The organism is Pseudomonas frigoris, from assembly GCF_047758635.1.
GTDB lineage: Bacteria > Pseudomonadota > Gammaproteobacteria > Pseudomonadales > Pseudomonadaceae > Aquipseudomonas > Aquipseudomonas frigoris.
Genome location: NZ_CP180479.1, coordinates 5,301,963 through 5,316,852, shown reverse-complemented (window position 1 = coordinate 5,316,852; position 14,890 = coordinate 5,301,963). Strand labels below are relative to the sequence as shown.

Here is a 14,890-nt window from a genome sequence, read left to right as displayed (position 1 = left end):
TTGTTCTGCGGGTAGCTTATTTGAGTCTAGAGTGATCATAGGCATCAGCCAGTGACAATAGGCGCCACTTTAGTATCCTTCGGAAATTGGCCGTAGCATGCGGCTCATCATGTAAGTGGACGACATGAGCGAACGAACGACTTCTGCAAGCTGGGCGATGGGGATTGTCAAAGCACTGGAGATGGACGGCCTGGATTGCCGGGTTCTGTTCAAGCAGTTGGGGCTCGACTACGCGGCACTGGATGATCCGGACGCGCGCTTCCCGCAAGATTCCATGACACGACTGTGGCAGCGCGCGGTTGAGCTGTCCGGCAACCCGGCGATTGGCCTGAACATGGGCAAGGTGGTGCGACCGGCCTCCTTCCATGTGGCGGGCTACGCCTTGATGTCAAGTCAGACCCTGGCTGAAGGCTTTCGACGGCTGGTGCGTTATCAGCGGATCATTGCGGAAAGTGCCGACCTGAGTTTCCGATTGTTGGAAGAAGGCTACGCGCTGATTCTGACGGTCCACGGCGACCACCTGCCACCGACCCGGCAGAGTGCCGAAGCGTCACTGGCCTGTGCCCTGGCGCTGTGCGGCTGGCTGACCGGACGCACCCTGCAGCCGCGCAAGGTGCTGGTGCAGGGTGATCAGCCCGTCGATCTCGAACCCTATAAACAAGCCTTCCACGCACCTTTGGTGTTCAACGCGCCGTATGACGCCTTGATCTTCGAACGCGCTGACATGGAGGCACCGCTGCCTACCGCCAATGAGGCGATGGCGCTGTTGCATGACCGGTTTGCCGGTGAGTACCTGGCGCGGTTTTCCGAGAGTCGCGTGACCCACAAGGCGCGGCAGGTGCTGTGCCGTTTGCTGCCCCAGGGCGAACCCAAGCGCGATACCGTGGCGCAGACGCTGCATCTGTCGCAACGCACCTTGCAGCGACGCTTGCAGGAAGAGGGCACGAGTTTTCAGACGTTGCTGGACGACACGCGACGTGAGCTGGCCGAGCAATACCTGGCGCAGCCGACCATGACCCTGCTGGAAATTGCCTACCTGCTGGGGTTCGCCGATCCGAGCAACTTCTTCCGCGCTTTCCGCCGCTGGTTTGACGCCACCCCCGGCGAGTACCGGACGCGCCTGATGGGCGCACCTGCTCCTGTCAGTGACGCCAGAACGCCGGAATACACAGAACAAACACCGTAATGATCTCGAGTCGGCCCAGTAGCATGCCGAACGAGAGAATCCACTTGGCAACGTCCGGCAGGGTGGCGAAGTTGCCCGCCGGGCCAATGGTCTCGCCCAGTCCTGGGCCAACGCCGGACACCGTGCTGGCTGCGCCGGTAAGGGCGGTCATCCAGTCCACGCCGAGCAGCGACAACAGCAGCGCGATCACGCAGATGGTGATGGCGAAGAAGAACGAAAAGGTCAGAATCGAACGCACGATCTCTTCGTCGAGGCGGTGACCGTTGTACTTCTGCTTGATTACAGCGCGCGGGTGAATCAACTGGTTAAGGTTGGCCTTGAGCAGGATGTAAGCAACCTGGAAGCGGAAAATCTTGATCCCGCCAGCGGTCGAGCCCGAGCACCCGCCGACAAAACCCAGATAGAAGAACAGCATCAGCGAGAAGTTACCCCACAGGCTGTAGTCCCCGAGTGCGAAACCGGTGGTCGTCACCACCGAGGTCACGTTCAGCGCCACATGCCGCAGCGCCTCCAGCCAATGCAGCTGGGTGGTCCACCAGTACCAGGTGCCAAGCACCAGCCAGGTCACCAGTAACATACCGAGCAAGCCTTGAACCTGCTGATCCTTGATCAATGCCCTGCGGTTACCGCGCAAGGTCGCTACATACAGGGTGAACGGCAGGCTGCCGAGGATCATGATGACGATCGCCACCCAGTGCACCGCGGGTTGCGTCCACTTGGCCAGAGACTGGTCGGACGTTGAGAAACCGCCGGTGGAAATCGCCGACATCGCGTGGTTGATCGCATCGAACGGGCTCATCCCGGCCCACCAGAACGCCAGGCTGCCGATAATGGTGATGCCGACGTAGGCCGCAACGATCAAACGCGCCACCATGTGCGAACGGGGCATGACTTTTTCGGAACGGTCCGACGACTCGGTCTGAAACAGCCGCATGCCACCGATGCGCAGTAGTGGAAGAATCGCTACCGCCATGCCGATAAAGCCAATGCCGCCGAGCCAGTGCAGCAACGAGCGCCACATCAGGATGCCGGGGGACATGGTGTCCAGGCCGCTGAGCACCGTCGAGCCGGTGGCGGTGATGCCGGACATGCTTTCGAAGAACGAATCGGTGTAGCTGATGCGCTGGGTCAGCAGGAACGGCAGCGCGGCGAAGATGCACACCACCACCCAGCTGCTGACTGTCAGCAGGTACATGTCTCGCGGACGCAGGTGTACGTGTTCGGGGCGACCGGGGATGATCAGCGCGAGGCCGGCGACAAAGGTAATCATGCTGGCCCAGAGGAACGACGGCAGGTCGCTGGTGCGGTCGAAAATCACCAGCGTGGCCATGGGCACGACCATGGAGATGGCCAGTGTGATCAGGAAGATGCCGATGATGAAACCAATAGTCCGTAAGGTCGGCAACGCCATGAAGTCCGCTCGGGCTGAAATAGGGAAGGGCGCCATTCTACCTGTGGGGCCTGCTATGTAAACCGGCACTCCCGAGGTGGTTGCAGGGCCTGCCAACAATTATTGCCTGTGCGGCGCAGGCAATAATTGATGGCAGGCCCTAGAATGGCTTCACATTTTTTTCAGGAGGTGGCCGATGCAGGCTCTCGACGCTTTGCTCAACCGTGTTTCCGTTCCACGACTGCTCGAACCGGCACCGACCGCAGAACAACGCGAAGTGTTGTTTGGCGCTGCGATGCGTGCGCCAGACCATGGCCACTTGCAGCCTTGGCGCTTCCTGACAGTCGAAGGCGCGGCGCGCGAGCAAATGGGCGAGTTGCTGGCCGAAGCGGCGAAGCTGCAGGACAGTGAAGTGTCCGAGGCGGCGCTGGACAAGGCGCGTAACGGCCCGCTGCGTGCGCCGCTGGTGGTTGTGGTGATCGCGCGGTTGCAGGATCACGTCAAATATCCGAAGTCCGAACAACTGCTGGCGGCGGGCTGTACGGCTCACGGGATTTTGCTGGCGGCTTATGCGCAAGGGATTGGCGCGGTGTGGCGCACGGGTGAACTGGCGTATTCGACGCATGTGGCCAAGGGATTGGGTTTGGCGGAAGGGGAAGAGGTGATTGCGTTTCTTTATCTGGGGACGCCGCAGAAAGAGCCGCGCGTGGCGGAGAAAGTCGATCTGGCTGAATTCGTCAGCGCCTGGCCTGGCGAGATCTGAAGATCAAGAGATCGCAGCCTCGTTTCACTCGACAGCTCCTACAGGTGTACGCATAACCCTTGTAGGAGCTGTCGAGTGAAACGAGGCTGCGATCTTTTCGCATCACCACTGCACTACGGCTGAACAACAGCCCCCGGCACCAGAGGCAATTCCAGGCTGGCGATAAACCCGCCATCGGGATGATTGGCCAGCACCAGACTCCCGCCATGCCGTTCCGCCGCACGGCGCGCAATGGCCAATCCCAAACCATGTCCAGCCGCCGTCTGCCCCGGCGCCCGATAGAACGGCTCACCCAACTGGCTCAAATGCGTGGCCTCTACGCCTGGCCCGTGGTCACGCACACTGACCACAATCCGCTCACCCTGACGCACCGCCTGCATTTCAATCGCTTGCCCCACCGGGTTGAACCGCTGAGCGTTGCGCAGCAGGTTGTCGACGGCGCGCTCGATCATCGTCGGCCAGCCTTTAAGGTTCAGCTGCGGCTCGGCCTCAAGGTGCACGTTCTGCTCCGGCGAACCCAATTGAGCATCCTTTTGCAGGGTGTTGAGCAGCGCATTGAGATCAACCTCTTCAGCGCTGGCGTTGTCGGCATCGACCCGGGCCAGTACCAGGATTTCGCTGATCAGCGCTTCCAGCCGGTCGCACTCCCGAGTGAGGCGCGGCCAGAGTTTTTCCCGTTCTTCAGGGTTGGCTCGCTCGGCCAGTGCCAGCGCAATGCGCAGCCGGGCAAGCGGTGAACGCAGCTCATGGGACACATCCCGCAGCAACTGCCGTTGGCTGCCGATCAAACTTTGCAGGCGCGCGCCCATGCGGTTGAAGTCGTTGGCCAGCACGCCGAACTCATCGCGCCGGTTGGCCAGTTTTACCAGGCTGTTTTGTTGGTAGGTGGTTTGCCCCAGATCATGCACCGCGCCGCGCAAGCGGTTGAGTGGGCGAGTAATGGACATCGTCACGAACAGGCTGAACAAGGTCAGCACCACCAGCGCAATGCCCAGCGCACTCAACGGCCAGAGCAGGCTTTCGCGGTGCCAGGAGTCCAGTTCCGGGTGCGGAATGCGATAGATCAGCAGGTAGGTGTCGCCGGTTTTTTCGCTGGTGTACTCCGCGGTCAGACGTCGCCATGGCAGGCGGCGATCATCGTTGTTCTGCCGCGCTTCGAAGGCAGCCGCCCTGCGTGGGAAGGTGCCGCGCACCACCGGATCGCCGCTCTCGTTGAGCACTTGAACGTCAATGTGATATTGGCGTTTGCGCTGTTCCAGAATGTCCTGGGCCGCGTCTTCACCCTGTGACTCGTAGGTTTGCGTCCACTGTTCGGCCAAGGTATTGAGGCCCGGATGGCGGCTGAGAATCCACGCGTCCTGGTTGAGCATGTGCCCCAGCAGAATGGAGAGCCCTGCAACCAGAGCGATGGCCAACCAGAAGCTGGCCAGAATACGCCAGAACAATGAGCGCACAGAAAATCCTCAAACAAACACAAATCCAATGTGGGAGCGGGCTTGCTCGCGAAGGCGGTGTATCAGTAAACATCTCTGTATCTGACACACCGCCTTCGCGAGCAAGCCCGCTCCCACATTAAACTGAGTGGCATCAGACCCGACGGTGTTAGCCGTCGGGTCCGGGGGTTAGCGCATTATTGCGCCTTTTGCGGCTGTTGCGCTTTCCAGGCCTTGAACTCGGCCCATTCGGCGCGACGCTCAGCCTGTTTTTTCTGGATCTCGTCGAATTGCTTCTGTTGATCCGGTTTCAGCAGGGCACGCACGTCGGCTTCGGCTTTCTTGTGGTTGGCCGCCATTTCATCTTTCATGGCTTTCTGGTCGGCTGGCGAGAGTTTTTCCAGGTACTTGTCGACCACTTGCTTACGCTCATGCATCTGCTCGCCCATGATTTTGCGGATCTGTTCGCGCTGTTCGCGGCTCAGGTCCAGCTGGCTGTACGGGCCTTTGCCGTGCATGCCGTGCATCTGACCGCCATAGCGTGAGCCGTCCATCGGGCCACCCATCGGGCCGGCACCTTCAGGCATGGCCATGGCAACGGTTGGCAGGGCGGCAGCGAACATCAGAGCGATAAGAGTCTTGCGCATGGTGAATCTCCTTGTCTCGTTCCCGGTACGTTCCGGATGAGTACAGATTACGGAGATCAAGGTCAGCGGCGGTCAGCGGAGCGTAAAGCTTGGGTAAAGACGATTTCAGATTGACCTGACAAATCCAACACTTTGCCTACTTCTCTCTGAAAGAACTGACCTATGTAGCAGCTGCCGAGCCTGCGAGGCTGCGTTCGGCTGCGCAGCAGTCGTAAATCCTGCGCGCTCGGTTCACCTGAAAGTCCGCGGCGTCTGGCTTCGCAGCCGAACGCAGCCTCGCGGGCTCGGCAGCTGCTACAAAAAACGGATCGCATGGTTTCAGAGGCTGTAGTAATAGCCGCGGCTGCGCAGGGCCACGATGCGCGGGCGGCCGTCGGGGTGCGGGCCGATCTTTTTGCGCAGGTTGCTGACGTGCATGTCCAGGCTACGGTCGTACAGCGTCAGCTTGCGGCCGAGGGCGATTTGCGCCAGTTCCTGTTTATCCAGCGGCTCGCCGGGTTGCTTGAGCAGGGCTTCGAGCAAACGGCTTTCGGAGACGGTGAGGGTGAATTCCTGTTCATCGATGCTGACCACGCCGCGCACCGGACTGAAACACAGATCGCCCAGTTCCAGCTGGCTGGACACCGCCGCCGGATGACTGCGGCGCAACACGGCACGCAGCCGGGCTGTCAGTTCCCGTGGGTCGCATGGTTTGGCCAGGTAATCGTCGGCGCCGAGTTCCAGGCCGAGGATACGGTCCAGCGGCTCGCCGCGGGCCGAGAGCATCAGCACCGGCAAGTCCGGGTGATCGCTGCGCAATTGCTTGAGCAATTCCAGGCCGCTGCCGTCAGGCAGCATCACGTCGAGCACGACGGCAGCCGGGGAGGTTTCGGCCAGTGCGCGACGGGCGCTCTGACCATCGTGGCAGGCGCGGACCTGGAAGCCTTCCTGGCTCAACCAACTGCTCAGGAGCTCACACAGCTCCTGGTCATCATCAATTAATAACAGCTCGCTCATGACTCACTCAATTTAGCCATTGCCTACGTTTTCTGGTGGCACCACTGGCGAAGATACCGCAGAGCAGCGCCAATAGCGCTACTGCGGCGCCGATGACGAACCACTGTTGCTGATCGGTCAATAGACGCGGCAGCGGGCTGCTGGCCTGGGCTTCCTTGAGTTGCAGCTTGAGGCGCTGATTCTCTTGACGCAACCGGCTCAGCTGAGCGCTTTCGCGTTCGGCATCGGTATTTTTCAGTTGTTTGCTCAGTACTTCTCGTTGCTGTTCGCTTACCTTCAAGCGCTGTTGCAACTCGGTGATCTGGCTGCCGGCGCTTAGGGACAATGGCGTGGAATTACCGCCCTCGGCGCTTTCTTCACCGTGGGCGGGGGCCACGATCGACAACGTCACCAACATCAGACACAACGGACCCTTGCGCATCGCGACTCCTGATTCCAATCGAGTTATTGGGCAAGTTGTCGGCAGGCAAACGAGAATAATGAGCGATTGAGAGCACGATGAACCGACAAGGTTCATCGTGCGGGGGCATTTGTAGGGGAAAGTTACGGCAGGACTTGCTTGAACGGCTTGACCGAAACGTTGGCGTAGACGCCTGCGGCGATATACGGATCAGCGTCGGCCCAAGCCTGGGCGGCGCTCAGGGAATCGAATTCGGCGACGATCAGGCTGCCGGTGAAACCCGCAGCGCCCGGATCATTGCTGTCGACAGCCGGGTGTGGGCCGGCCAAAACGATGCGACCTTCACCTTTGAGCACTTGCAGGCGCTCAAGGTGTGCAGGCCGTGCGGCCAGGCGGGCTTCCAGGGAGTTGGCGACGTCTGTGGCAATGATTGCGTAAAGCATGTCAGTCCTCGGTTTTTGGCGTTGTGGTATCGGCGTCGTGCAGGTGGCGGGACAAATAAATGCCCTGGGCGACCAGGAACAGCAGCGTCATGCCCAGGCTGCCGAAGACTTTGAAGTCGACCCAGTAGTCCTGAAAGGTGAACGCGACGAACAGGTTGGCGGCACCGCAAAACAGGAAAAACCCGATCCAGGCAATGTTCAGGCGGGTCCAGACCGGCTCCGGCAGGGTCAGCGCGTGGCCCATGATGCGTTTGATCAGCAGTTGCTCACCGACGAAGTGGCTGCCAATGAACGCCAGGGCGAACAGCCAGTTCACCACCGGGGCTTTCCATTTCAGGAAGGTTTCGCTGTGGAACGCAAGGGTCAGGCTACCGAAGACCAGGCAGGCGATGAGGGTCAGCCACTGGCTCTTCTCGAGCTTGCGCTGCTTGATGAACAGCGTGCCGTAAACCACCAGGGAGCTGATGATCAGCATGGCGGTGGCGCTGTAGATACCGCCTACAGTTACCTCGTGGCCGGCAATGTCGACGACCCGGGGATCGAGTTTGAAGACGATGAAGAACAGCAGAAGCGGGATGAAATCGATGAATTGTTTCACAGTGGCAGCCAGAAGCAGGATGTGGCGGCATAATAACAAACATATGGGCGCGCGATAGCGCCAGCTGATTTGAGGTAAAAAAGTCCTGTGAATGTTGATTTGCACTGCCATAGCACGGCCTCCGATGGCGCTCTCGCGCCTGCAGTACTGGTTGCGCGTGCATTCGAGAAAGGCGTGCGAGTCCTGGCCTTGACCGATCACGACACCCTCGAGGGCCTCGACGAGGCTCGCAGTGCGGCGACTGCGCTGGGGATGCAACTGGTCAACGGCGTCGAATTGTCCTGCACCTGGGGCGGCGCGACCATTCACGTGCTGGGCTATGGTTTCGACGTCAACGCTGCACCGTTGGTCGAGGCCATCGCAAAATTGCACGATGGCCGCTGGTTACGGTCCGAAGAAATTAGCCGCAAGTTGGCGCTTAAAGGCATGCCGGGTGCGCTGGAAGGGGCTCGGGCCGTCCAGCAGGAACTGGGCGACAGTGGCAACGCGCCGGCCCGCCCGCATTTCGCCGACTGGATGGTGCGTGAAGGTTTCGTCAAGGACCGCGCCGAAGCGTTCCGCAAATGGCTGGGCGCCGGCAAGCTGGGGGACGTCAAGCAACATTGGCCGACCCTGGAAGACACGGTCGAAACCCTGCGCGCCGCCAAGGCCTGGATCAGCCTGGCGCATCCGTGGCACTACGATTTCACTCGCAGCAAACGTCGCCGGCTGATTGCCGACTATATTCAAGCAGGGGGCCACGCTATCGAAGTGGTCAATGGCCATCAGCCCGCCGAGCAAGTGGGCAGCCTGGCGATTCTCGCCCGAGAATTCGGTCTGCTGGTCAGCGCCGGCAGTGATTTTCATGGCCCTGGAGGCTGGTCCGAGATCGGTGAGTACCGCCCGCTCCCGGAGGATCTGCCACCACTGTGGTGTCGATTCAAACATGACCCAATTATTGCCGCCGTCTGAACAGGTAGAGAATGTGAGTCAATTTTTCCAGATTCATCCGGAAAACCCACAAGCGCGCCTGATCAAACAGGCTGTCGAGATCATCCGCAGCGGCGGGGTGGTGATTTATCCCACAGACTCGTCCTACGCCATTGGTTGCCAGATCGGCGACAAGAATGCCGTGGAGCGCGTGCGCCGGTTGAGACAGCTGGACGAAAAGCATAACTTCGCGCTGATTTGCAGCGACCTGTCGCAACTGGGGCTGTTTGCAAAGATCGATACCGGCACCTTCCGCCTGCTTAAAGCTCATCTGCCGGGACCTTACACCTTCATTCTGAACGCCACCCGCGAAGTCCCGCGGCTGTTGTTGCACCCGAAAAAACGCACCATCGGCCTGCGCGTGCCGAGCCATCCGATTGCCCTGGCGCTGTTGGAGGAACTCGGCGAACCGCTGATGAGCGTGACCCTGATCATGCCCGGCGACACCGACCCGATGACCGATCCTTACGAAATGCGCCAGTTGCTCGAGCATCAGGTCGACCTGATCATCGACGGCGGTTTTGGGGGGATCAAGGCGTCCACCGTGATCAACCTCGCCGACGGCGAGCCGGAAGTGATCCGCGTTGGTTGCGGCGACCCGACGCCGTTCATGGCCGAGGCGTAGATGTCTGCAGTAGAACCCGTTGTCGACAGTCAGGCCGGAGCGCAGCAAGAGCTGCCCTTCGCGATGGTCTATGGCCAGGCGGTCATGGAAATGCCGCTGGACTTGTACATTCCGCCGGACGCGTTGGAAGTCTTCCTTGAAGCCTTCGAAGGTCCCCTCGACCTGCTGCTGTACCTGATCCGCAAACAGAACATCAATATCCTCGACATCCCGGTGGCGGAAATCACCCGGCAATACATGGGCTATGTCGAGTTGATGCAATCGGTGCGTCTGGAACTGGCCGCCGAGTACCTGGTCATGGCCGCGATGCTGGCCGAGATCAAATCGCGGATGCTGCTGCCGCGTGCCGAAACGATCGAAGCCGAAGAAGACGACCCTCGCGCCGAACTGATCCGCCGCTTGCAAGAGTACGAACGCTTCAAGGCCGCCGCCGAAGGCATCGATGGCCTGAGCCGTGTGGGTCGTGACGTGGTCGTCCCCAAGCTCGACGCCCCGGAAGCCCGGGCACGCAAGCTGTTGCCAGACGTGCGTCTTTCAGAGCTGTTGTTGTCCATGGCAGAAGTGTTGCGCCGTGGTGACATGTTCGAAAGTCACCAGGTCAGCCGCGAGGCACTGTCCACCCGCGAACGCATGAGCGATGTGCTGGAGCGCCTCAAGGGCGGCGGTTTCGTGCCCTTTGCCGAGCTGTTCACCGCTGAGGAAGGACGTCTGGGGGTGGTGGTAACCTTTATGGCGATTCTCGAACTGGTCAAGGAATCCTTGGTCGAGCTGGTGCAGAATGAGCCGTTCGCAGCGATCCACGTGCGGGCCCGAGCCGAATAACGAGTTGAATCATGAACCTGACTGAACCCCGCGAGCTGGCGCCATTGCTTGAAGCCTTTCTGTTGGCCTCGGGAAAACCGCAATCGCTTGAACGCCTGTTCGAACTCTTCGAAGAGGGCGAGCGACCGGAGCCGCCGGTCTTCAAGAAAGCCCTGACGATTCTCGCCAAGTCCTGCGACGGTCGGGCCTTCGAGCTGAAGGAAGTGGCTTCCGGTTATCGTCTGCAGATCCGCGAAAAGTTCTCGCCGTGGGTAGGACGTTTGTGGGAAGAGCGGCCGCAGCGCTATTCCCGCGCCATGCTCGAAACCATTGCGCTGATCGCTTATCGCCAGCCAATCACCCGGGGCGAGATCGAAGATGTGCGTGGCGTGGCGGTCAACAGTCACATCGTCAAAACCTTGCTGGAGCGCGAGTGGATCCGCATCGTCGGCTACCGCGACGTGCCGGGTAAGCCGGCGATGTTTGCGACCACCAAGGCGTTTCTCGATCACTTCAACTTGAAAAACCTCGACGATTTGCCACCGCTGGCCGAATTGCGCGAGCTTGAGCCTGATCCGGTGCTCGATTTCGACGACGCGCCGGTGCCTGCCGGACTGCAAGAGTTGGCCGACGCCAGCGCCGAGCCGGAAGAGCCGAAGGAAGAAACCAGTTTCCACACGTTGTTGCTGGAGCTGGACACCATGGAGGAGGGGCTCAAGACCGACTTTGATGATCTGTTGCGTGATGACGCGGTGACTGAGACCGAGGAGATTCTGGATCAGCCCGAGCTTGAGCCTGAAATCGAAGTTGAACTTCAGGTCGAGCCCGAAGCTACAGTCGAAGAAGAGCAGGAACAAGAAGATGATGTGCTGGGTGTTGCCGAAGCTCGCGAAAAACTCCTGGCCGCTGTCGCCGCCCTTGAACAACACAAGCCCGAGCCCGAGTTGACCGACGAAGAAGCCGAAGCCCGGGCCCTCGCCGAAGCGATCGAGGCCGAACGCCGCGCATTCGAAGACGATTAACCTGACTTCAAAAACTGTAGGAGCCGAGCTTGCTCGCGATAGCAGTCTTCCAGTCACTTTGATGTTGTATGTGCCGACGTCATCGCGAGCAAGCTCGGCTCCTACACAAAGCCGGTCGGCGGAAAAACAAGTAAGTCTCCATTGATCAGCTAGTCTCTGATGCGCGAACGCTCCCATGAGCGTATGATTCGCGACCCTTCGGCGATCCCTTCGCCCAAGTACCAGCTTTTAACTCTTCAGGCCAGGCCTGAACAGACCACACCGGGAGGTGCCCAGATGAGTATCAACGACCAGAAAGACGACCAGGAAATCGGCCCAGCAGGCGAGAAACTGCAGAAAGTCCTCGCCCGTATCGGCGTCGGCTCGCGCCGTGACGTAGAAGCCTGGATCAGTCACGGCCGCATCAAGGTCAATGGCAAAGACGCCACCCTCGGGCAGCGCGTCGACATGCACGACGCCATCACCATTGATGGCAAGGTGATCAAGCGCGAAGAAGCCGCCGAGTCGGTACGCCGCGTGATCATGTACAACAAGCCGGATGGCGAAATCTGCACCCGCCTTGATCCGGAAGGCCGTCCGACCGTTTTCGACAAGATGCCGCGCCCGAAAGAAGGTCGCTGGATCAACATCGGTCGTCTGGACATCAACACCACCGGCCTGCTGATGTTCACCACCGACGGTGAGCTGGCCAACCGCCTGATGCACCCTTCCTACGAAATGGACCGTGAGTACGCGGTACGTGTGCGTGGTGAAGTCGATGACGAGATGATCGAGCGTCTGAAAGCTGGCGTCGTCCTCGAAGACGGCCCGGCCAAGTTCACCGATATCAAGCAAGCGCCGGGTGGCGAAGGTTTTAACCACTGGTATCACTGCGTGGTGATGGAAGGTCGCAACCGCGAAGTCCGTCGTCTGTGGGAATCCCAGGGCCTGGTGGTCAGCCGTCTGAAGCGCGTGCGTTTCGGCCCGGTGTTCCTCAACTCTGACCTGCCGATGGGTCGCTGGCGCGAAATGAGCCAGTACGAAGTCGACATTCTGAGTGCTGAAGTTGGCCTGACGCCTGTGGCCATGCCGCAGATGAACGCCAAGAGCAAAGACAAGCTCGACCGCATGCAGCGTAAATCGTCGCGTCCAATGGGCAAGACCGAGCGCGTGCGTACGTTGCGTCCAGCGGTCGGCAACCAGACAGCGGCTACTCCACGTGATACTCGTGAACCGCATATCGAAGGCGAGCGTCCAGCCCGCAAACCAGCAGCACCTCGTGCTGACGGCGAGCGCGGTCCACGCACGCCACGTCCGGCCAATGGTCGCACCGAGCGCGGCGAAGGCCGTGGAGCACCAAGCGGTGGTCGTAGTGATCGCGGTGCTCCAGCCGGTCGTGGCGAGTCTCGTGGTGAGTCGGGTCGCGGTACGCCGGTGGCAGACCGTCCTTCCGACACCAAGCGCCCGGCCAAGGCACCGGCGAAGAAGCGTCCAGGCATCGTTCTGGTCGACAAGGACGCTCCATCGGGCAAACGCCGTGGTGCGCCAGCCGGTTCGGGCCAGCGTCCAGGCTTCGGTCGTCGCAAGCCTGAGTAATTGGTAAGCGCCACATGAAAACGCCAACCTTCGGGTTGGCGTTTTTTTTCGTCTGGCTAATCAGAAGACAAACCGCCCATCAAACACAGGCTCATCATCCAGCGCCAACACGCCACTGGAGAAGATCAGGTCCAGATGATGGCTACCCTTCGCGCCACCCCCCAATCCCAGATGCAGCCCGCAATGGCGCTCCTCAAACCCTGCATTGCGTGCATACAGCGTCTTCACGCCTTCGTTGGTGCCGATCCCCAACTCCTCAATGCGCCGATTGGATGGATTGGCCTCCAGGTACTTGTTGAAGTCATGTTCCAGTCCCGGCACCTCGGTGGCGATTTTGCTGATGGTCGAGTTTTCGATCCACAACTCTAGCGGCGACTCCAGCACCCCGTATTTGCGGGCAAATGGAATGGTGCTGAGAAAAGTCCCCATGAATTTGACCCGGCCGTTAATGGCCTCGCTGTGCGTGGCAATTTCACCAGGCGCCAGATCGAAGTTGCCGACACCGTTGATGTCGGTCCACTTCTTGATACTACTCAACGGTGTTTCGAACCACGAGCCGTGATCATCTTTGAAACTTAACGTGGTGGCATGGGACATGCGCTGGATCAAGTGGCTGTTCAACCCGGCAATGCGCTGCGGGGTGACACTGAACGTGTCGTAGAAGTAATCGCCGTAATCCTTGAACAGCAGCGACTTCTTCCAGTTTTCGGCCATGACGCCTTGCAGCGCGCGGACAAATTCCGGGCCGTCGGGGCGTGGGTTGGGCAGGGTGGAAGAATCGTAGAAAAAAATGTACAGATCGCTGTCGGCAATCGCCTGGGCCAGCAATTCCGTGGGTTCCAGATCCAGTCGCATCGCGCTGAAACTGAAGCGTGGGCTGGCACCGGCCTGTTCGGCGATGGCGCTCGTCAGTGCCTGGTAATCAGCCGTGTGGCCGAGCAAGACCTTCGCCGGGTTGATGCCGGCAACGGCAGGGTGATGTTCGAGGTAGTAAAGGAAATGCGAAATGGCGCGTTGCTTATCCATGTAGTCCTCCCTGACAAACCGAGAAAAAGTGGCAGGCACAACCGGCCGGATCGTGCCTGCCGGGATGTCTTACAGAGGCCACATCGCTGTGCCGAACGGAACAACCGCATCGGCTTGCATCATTTCAACGGCGGCGTCATGGGTCGGTGCTTCAAACCAATCGTCCAGTTGCAGTTCAGTTTCCAAGTCTTTTTCAAGTGCTTGCATTGTGAATCTCCTAGATGACTTTTTCGGTAAGTGCTGCGGCGCGTTTTCAGTCATTGAATAACCCGCCAACTTGCTGATGGATGCGTCTCGGCAAGTCGCTGAAAACCTAGTTCACAGGTTTTTAAAATGCAAAAAAATAATCAAATAAGATTTGTTTGAACTTTTTATTCTGTTTTTTATTGAGCAATTTGTTAATAAAAAACAAAAAACTAACTCGACCTTTCCCTAAGGATACGTCCTACCGTCAATTTGCAGTCAACCTACAGCCAGATCTGATTCGGCAAATTTACGTTACGGCATGTAAAGAAATACTGACGAAATCAAGCCTCAAAGCCCTTGGTTTCACGCTTGCGGAAGGGATGTAAGGAAAACCTTCCGCCTAACAGCCAATTGACCCTTCCGCAGGGCTCTGGCCCGCTTGTTTCAGGCGCGGTTGAAGGGTGAGATGCGCCCCATGCCTGTCGTGCAGGTGCATAACAAGAAGGAGGCGCAATGTACGCCGTGACTGATCTCCATCTCCCCCCGTGGAGCGATTTTTCCGTCGCTCCCGTCGATGACCCGCAAAGGTCTGACTCTAATTTTGCAGCCGCCCGAGACCCTCGAGGCGGACACAGGCAATCCCGGCAAATGACACGCTGATCCAGCAGTGTCTGGCAGCAGGGGGTTACAGGTGTACAATGCGCCGCGTTTTAACTGTGACCTCCTGCGCATCTGCGCAAACCTCAAGGCTATCCGCCTTGTTCACTCCGCCGCGCCACAAGCGTGTCGGGTTCGATTTCGTCACAGATAAAAACAAACAGGTGACGCAT

General features: G+C 59.4%; 16 protein-coding genes. 7 read left to right on the top strand and 9 right to left on the bottom strand.

Annotated features, from left to right (window positions below):
* Positions 1–124: 124 nt before the first annotated feature.
* Positions 125–1,186, top strand: coding sequence for an AraC family transcriptional regulator (locus ACMXYH_RS24440; RefSeq protein ID WP_218570135.1), 1,062 nt, complete (start codon positions 125–127; stop codon positions 1,184–1,186).
* Here ACMXYH_RS24440 and ACMXYH_RS24435 read toward each other — a convergent pair.
* Positions 1,143–2,597: a TrkH family potassium uptake protein gene (locus tag ACMXYH_RS24435; protein WP_415765218.1), complete on the bottom strand. Its 1,455-nt coding sequence runs from the start codon at positions 2,595–2,597 to the stop codon at positions 1,143–1,145. The genes ACMXYH_RS24440 and ACMXYH_RS24435 overlap by 44 nt on opposite strands.
* 175 nt (positions 2,598–2,772) lie before the next feature.
* Between ACMXYH_RS24435 and ACMXYH_RS24430 the strand changes: the two genes are divergently transcribed.
* Positions 2,773–3,339 carry a nitroreductase family protein gene (locus ACMXYH_RS24430; protein WP_415765217.1) on the top strand — a complete coding sequence of 189 codons (567 nt, stop codon included), beginning with the start codon at positions 2,773–2,775 and terminating at the stop codon, positions 3,337–3,339.
* Between the two features lie 113 nt (positions 3,340–3,452).
* Here ACMXYH_RS24430 and ACMXYH_RS24425 read toward each other — a convergent pair whose 3' ends face one another.
* The 6 genes from ACMXYH_RS24425 to ACMXYH_RS24400 all read right to left on the bottom strand — a co-directional run bounded on the left by ACMXYH_RS24425 (position 3,453) and on the right by ACMXYH_RS24400 (position 7,856).
* The gene (locus ACMXYH_RS24425) at positions 3,453–4,793 is read right to left on the bottom strand and encodes a sensor histidine kinase (protein ID WP_415765216.1); all 1,341 of its coding nucleotides are present in this window, start codon (positions 4,791–4,793) and stop codon (positions 3,453–3,455) included.
* Positions 4,794–4,969: 176 nt separating this feature from the next.
* Positions 4,970–5,419 (bottom strand): Spy/CpxP family protein refolding chaperone, encoded by a 450-nt coding sequence (locus tag ACMXYH_RS24420; RefSeq protein WP_415765215.1) that lies wholly within the window; start codon positions 5,417–5,419, stop codon positions 4,970–4,972.
* A gap of 318 nt (positions 5,420–5,737) precedes the next feature.
* On the bottom strand, positions 5,738–6,415 hold the full coding sequence (locus ACMXYH_RS24415; protein WP_027922300.1) for a response regulator transcription factor: 678 nt from the start codon (positions 6,413–6,415) through the stop codon (positions 5,738–5,740).
* Between the two features lie 7 nt (positions 6,416–6,422).
* On the bottom strand, positions 6,423–6,836 hold the full coding sequence (locus tag ACMXYH_RS24410; RefSeq protein WP_415765214.1) for a translation initiation factor 2: 414 nt from the start codon (positions 6,834–6,836) through the stop codon (positions 6,423–6,425).
* A 122-nt stretch (positions 6,837–6,958) separates the two neighbouring features.
* A complete protein-coding gene (locus tag ACMXYH_RS24405) occupies positions 6,959–7,258 on the bottom strand; it encodes a YciI family protein (protein ID WP_008156126.1) in 300 nt (99 codons plus the stop codon).
* A gap of 1 nt (position 7,259) precedes the next feature.
* Positions 7,260–7,856: a septation protein A gene (locus ACMXYH_RS24400; RefSeq protein ID WP_283183537.1), complete on the bottom strand. Its 597-nt coding sequence runs from the start codon at positions 7,854–7,856 to the stop codon at positions 7,260–7,262.
* An 87-nt stretch (positions 7,857–7,943) separates the two neighbouring features.
* On the opposite strand from ACMXYH_RS24400, the gene ACMXYH_RS24395 reads away from it, so the two are divergent.
* The 5 genes from ACMXYH_RS24395 (at position 7,944) to rluB (ending at position 12,848) form a co-directional block, all read left to right on the top strand.
* Complete coding sequence (locus tag ACMXYH_RS24395; RefSeq protein WP_347803917.1) at positions 7,944–8,807, top strand: PHP domain-containing protein; 864 nt, start codon at positions 7,944–7,946, stop codon at positions 8,805–8,807.
* A 13-nt stretch (positions 8,808–8,820) separates the two neighbouring features.
* Positions 8,821–9,450, top strand: a complete 630-nt coding sequence (locus ACMXYH_RS24390; protein WP_033056081.1) for an L-threonylcarbamoyladenylate synthase — start codon at positions 8,821–8,823, stop codon at positions 9,448–9,450.
* A gap of 123 nt (positions 9,451–9,573) precedes the next feature.
* Entirely contained in the window at positions 9,574–10,272 is a 699-nt protein-coding gene (locus ACMXYH_RS24385; protein ID WP_176471533.1) for a segregation and condensation protein A, read from the top strand.
* Between the two features lie 11 nt (positions 10,273–10,283).
* Entirely contained in the window at positions 10,284–11,273 is a 990-nt protein-coding gene (gene scpB, locus ACMXYH_RS24380; RefSeq protein WP_415765213.1) for an SMC-Scp complex subunit ScpB, read from the top strand.
* A gap of 276 nt (positions 11,274–11,549) precedes the next feature.
* Positions 11,550–12,848, top strand: a complete 1,299-nt coding sequence (rluB, locus tag ACMXYH_RS24375) for a 23S rRNA pseudouridine(2605) synthase RluB (RefSeq protein WP_347803919.1) — start codon at positions 11,550–11,552, stop codon at positions 12,846–12,848.
* Positions 12,849–12,908: 60 nt separating this feature from the next.
* Here the strand turns inward: rluB and ACMXYH_RS24370 are convergent, their stop codons facing one another.
* Together ACMXYH_RS24370 and ACMXYH_RS24365 are read right to left on the bottom strand one after the other, a co-directional pair.
* Positions 12,909–13,874: a leucyl aminopeptidase gene (locus ACMXYH_RS24370; protein WP_403140287.1), complete on the bottom strand. Its 966-nt coding sequence runs from the start codon at positions 13,872–13,874 to the stop codon at positions 12,909–12,911.
* A 69-nt stretch (positions 13,875–13,943) separates the two neighbouring features.
* A complete protein-coding gene (locus ACMXYH_RS24365; RefSeq protein ID WP_008156111.1) occupies positions 13,944–14,081 on the bottom strand; it encodes a hypothetical protein in 138 nt (45 codons plus the stop codon).
* Positions 14,082–14,890: the final 809 nt, after the last annotated feature.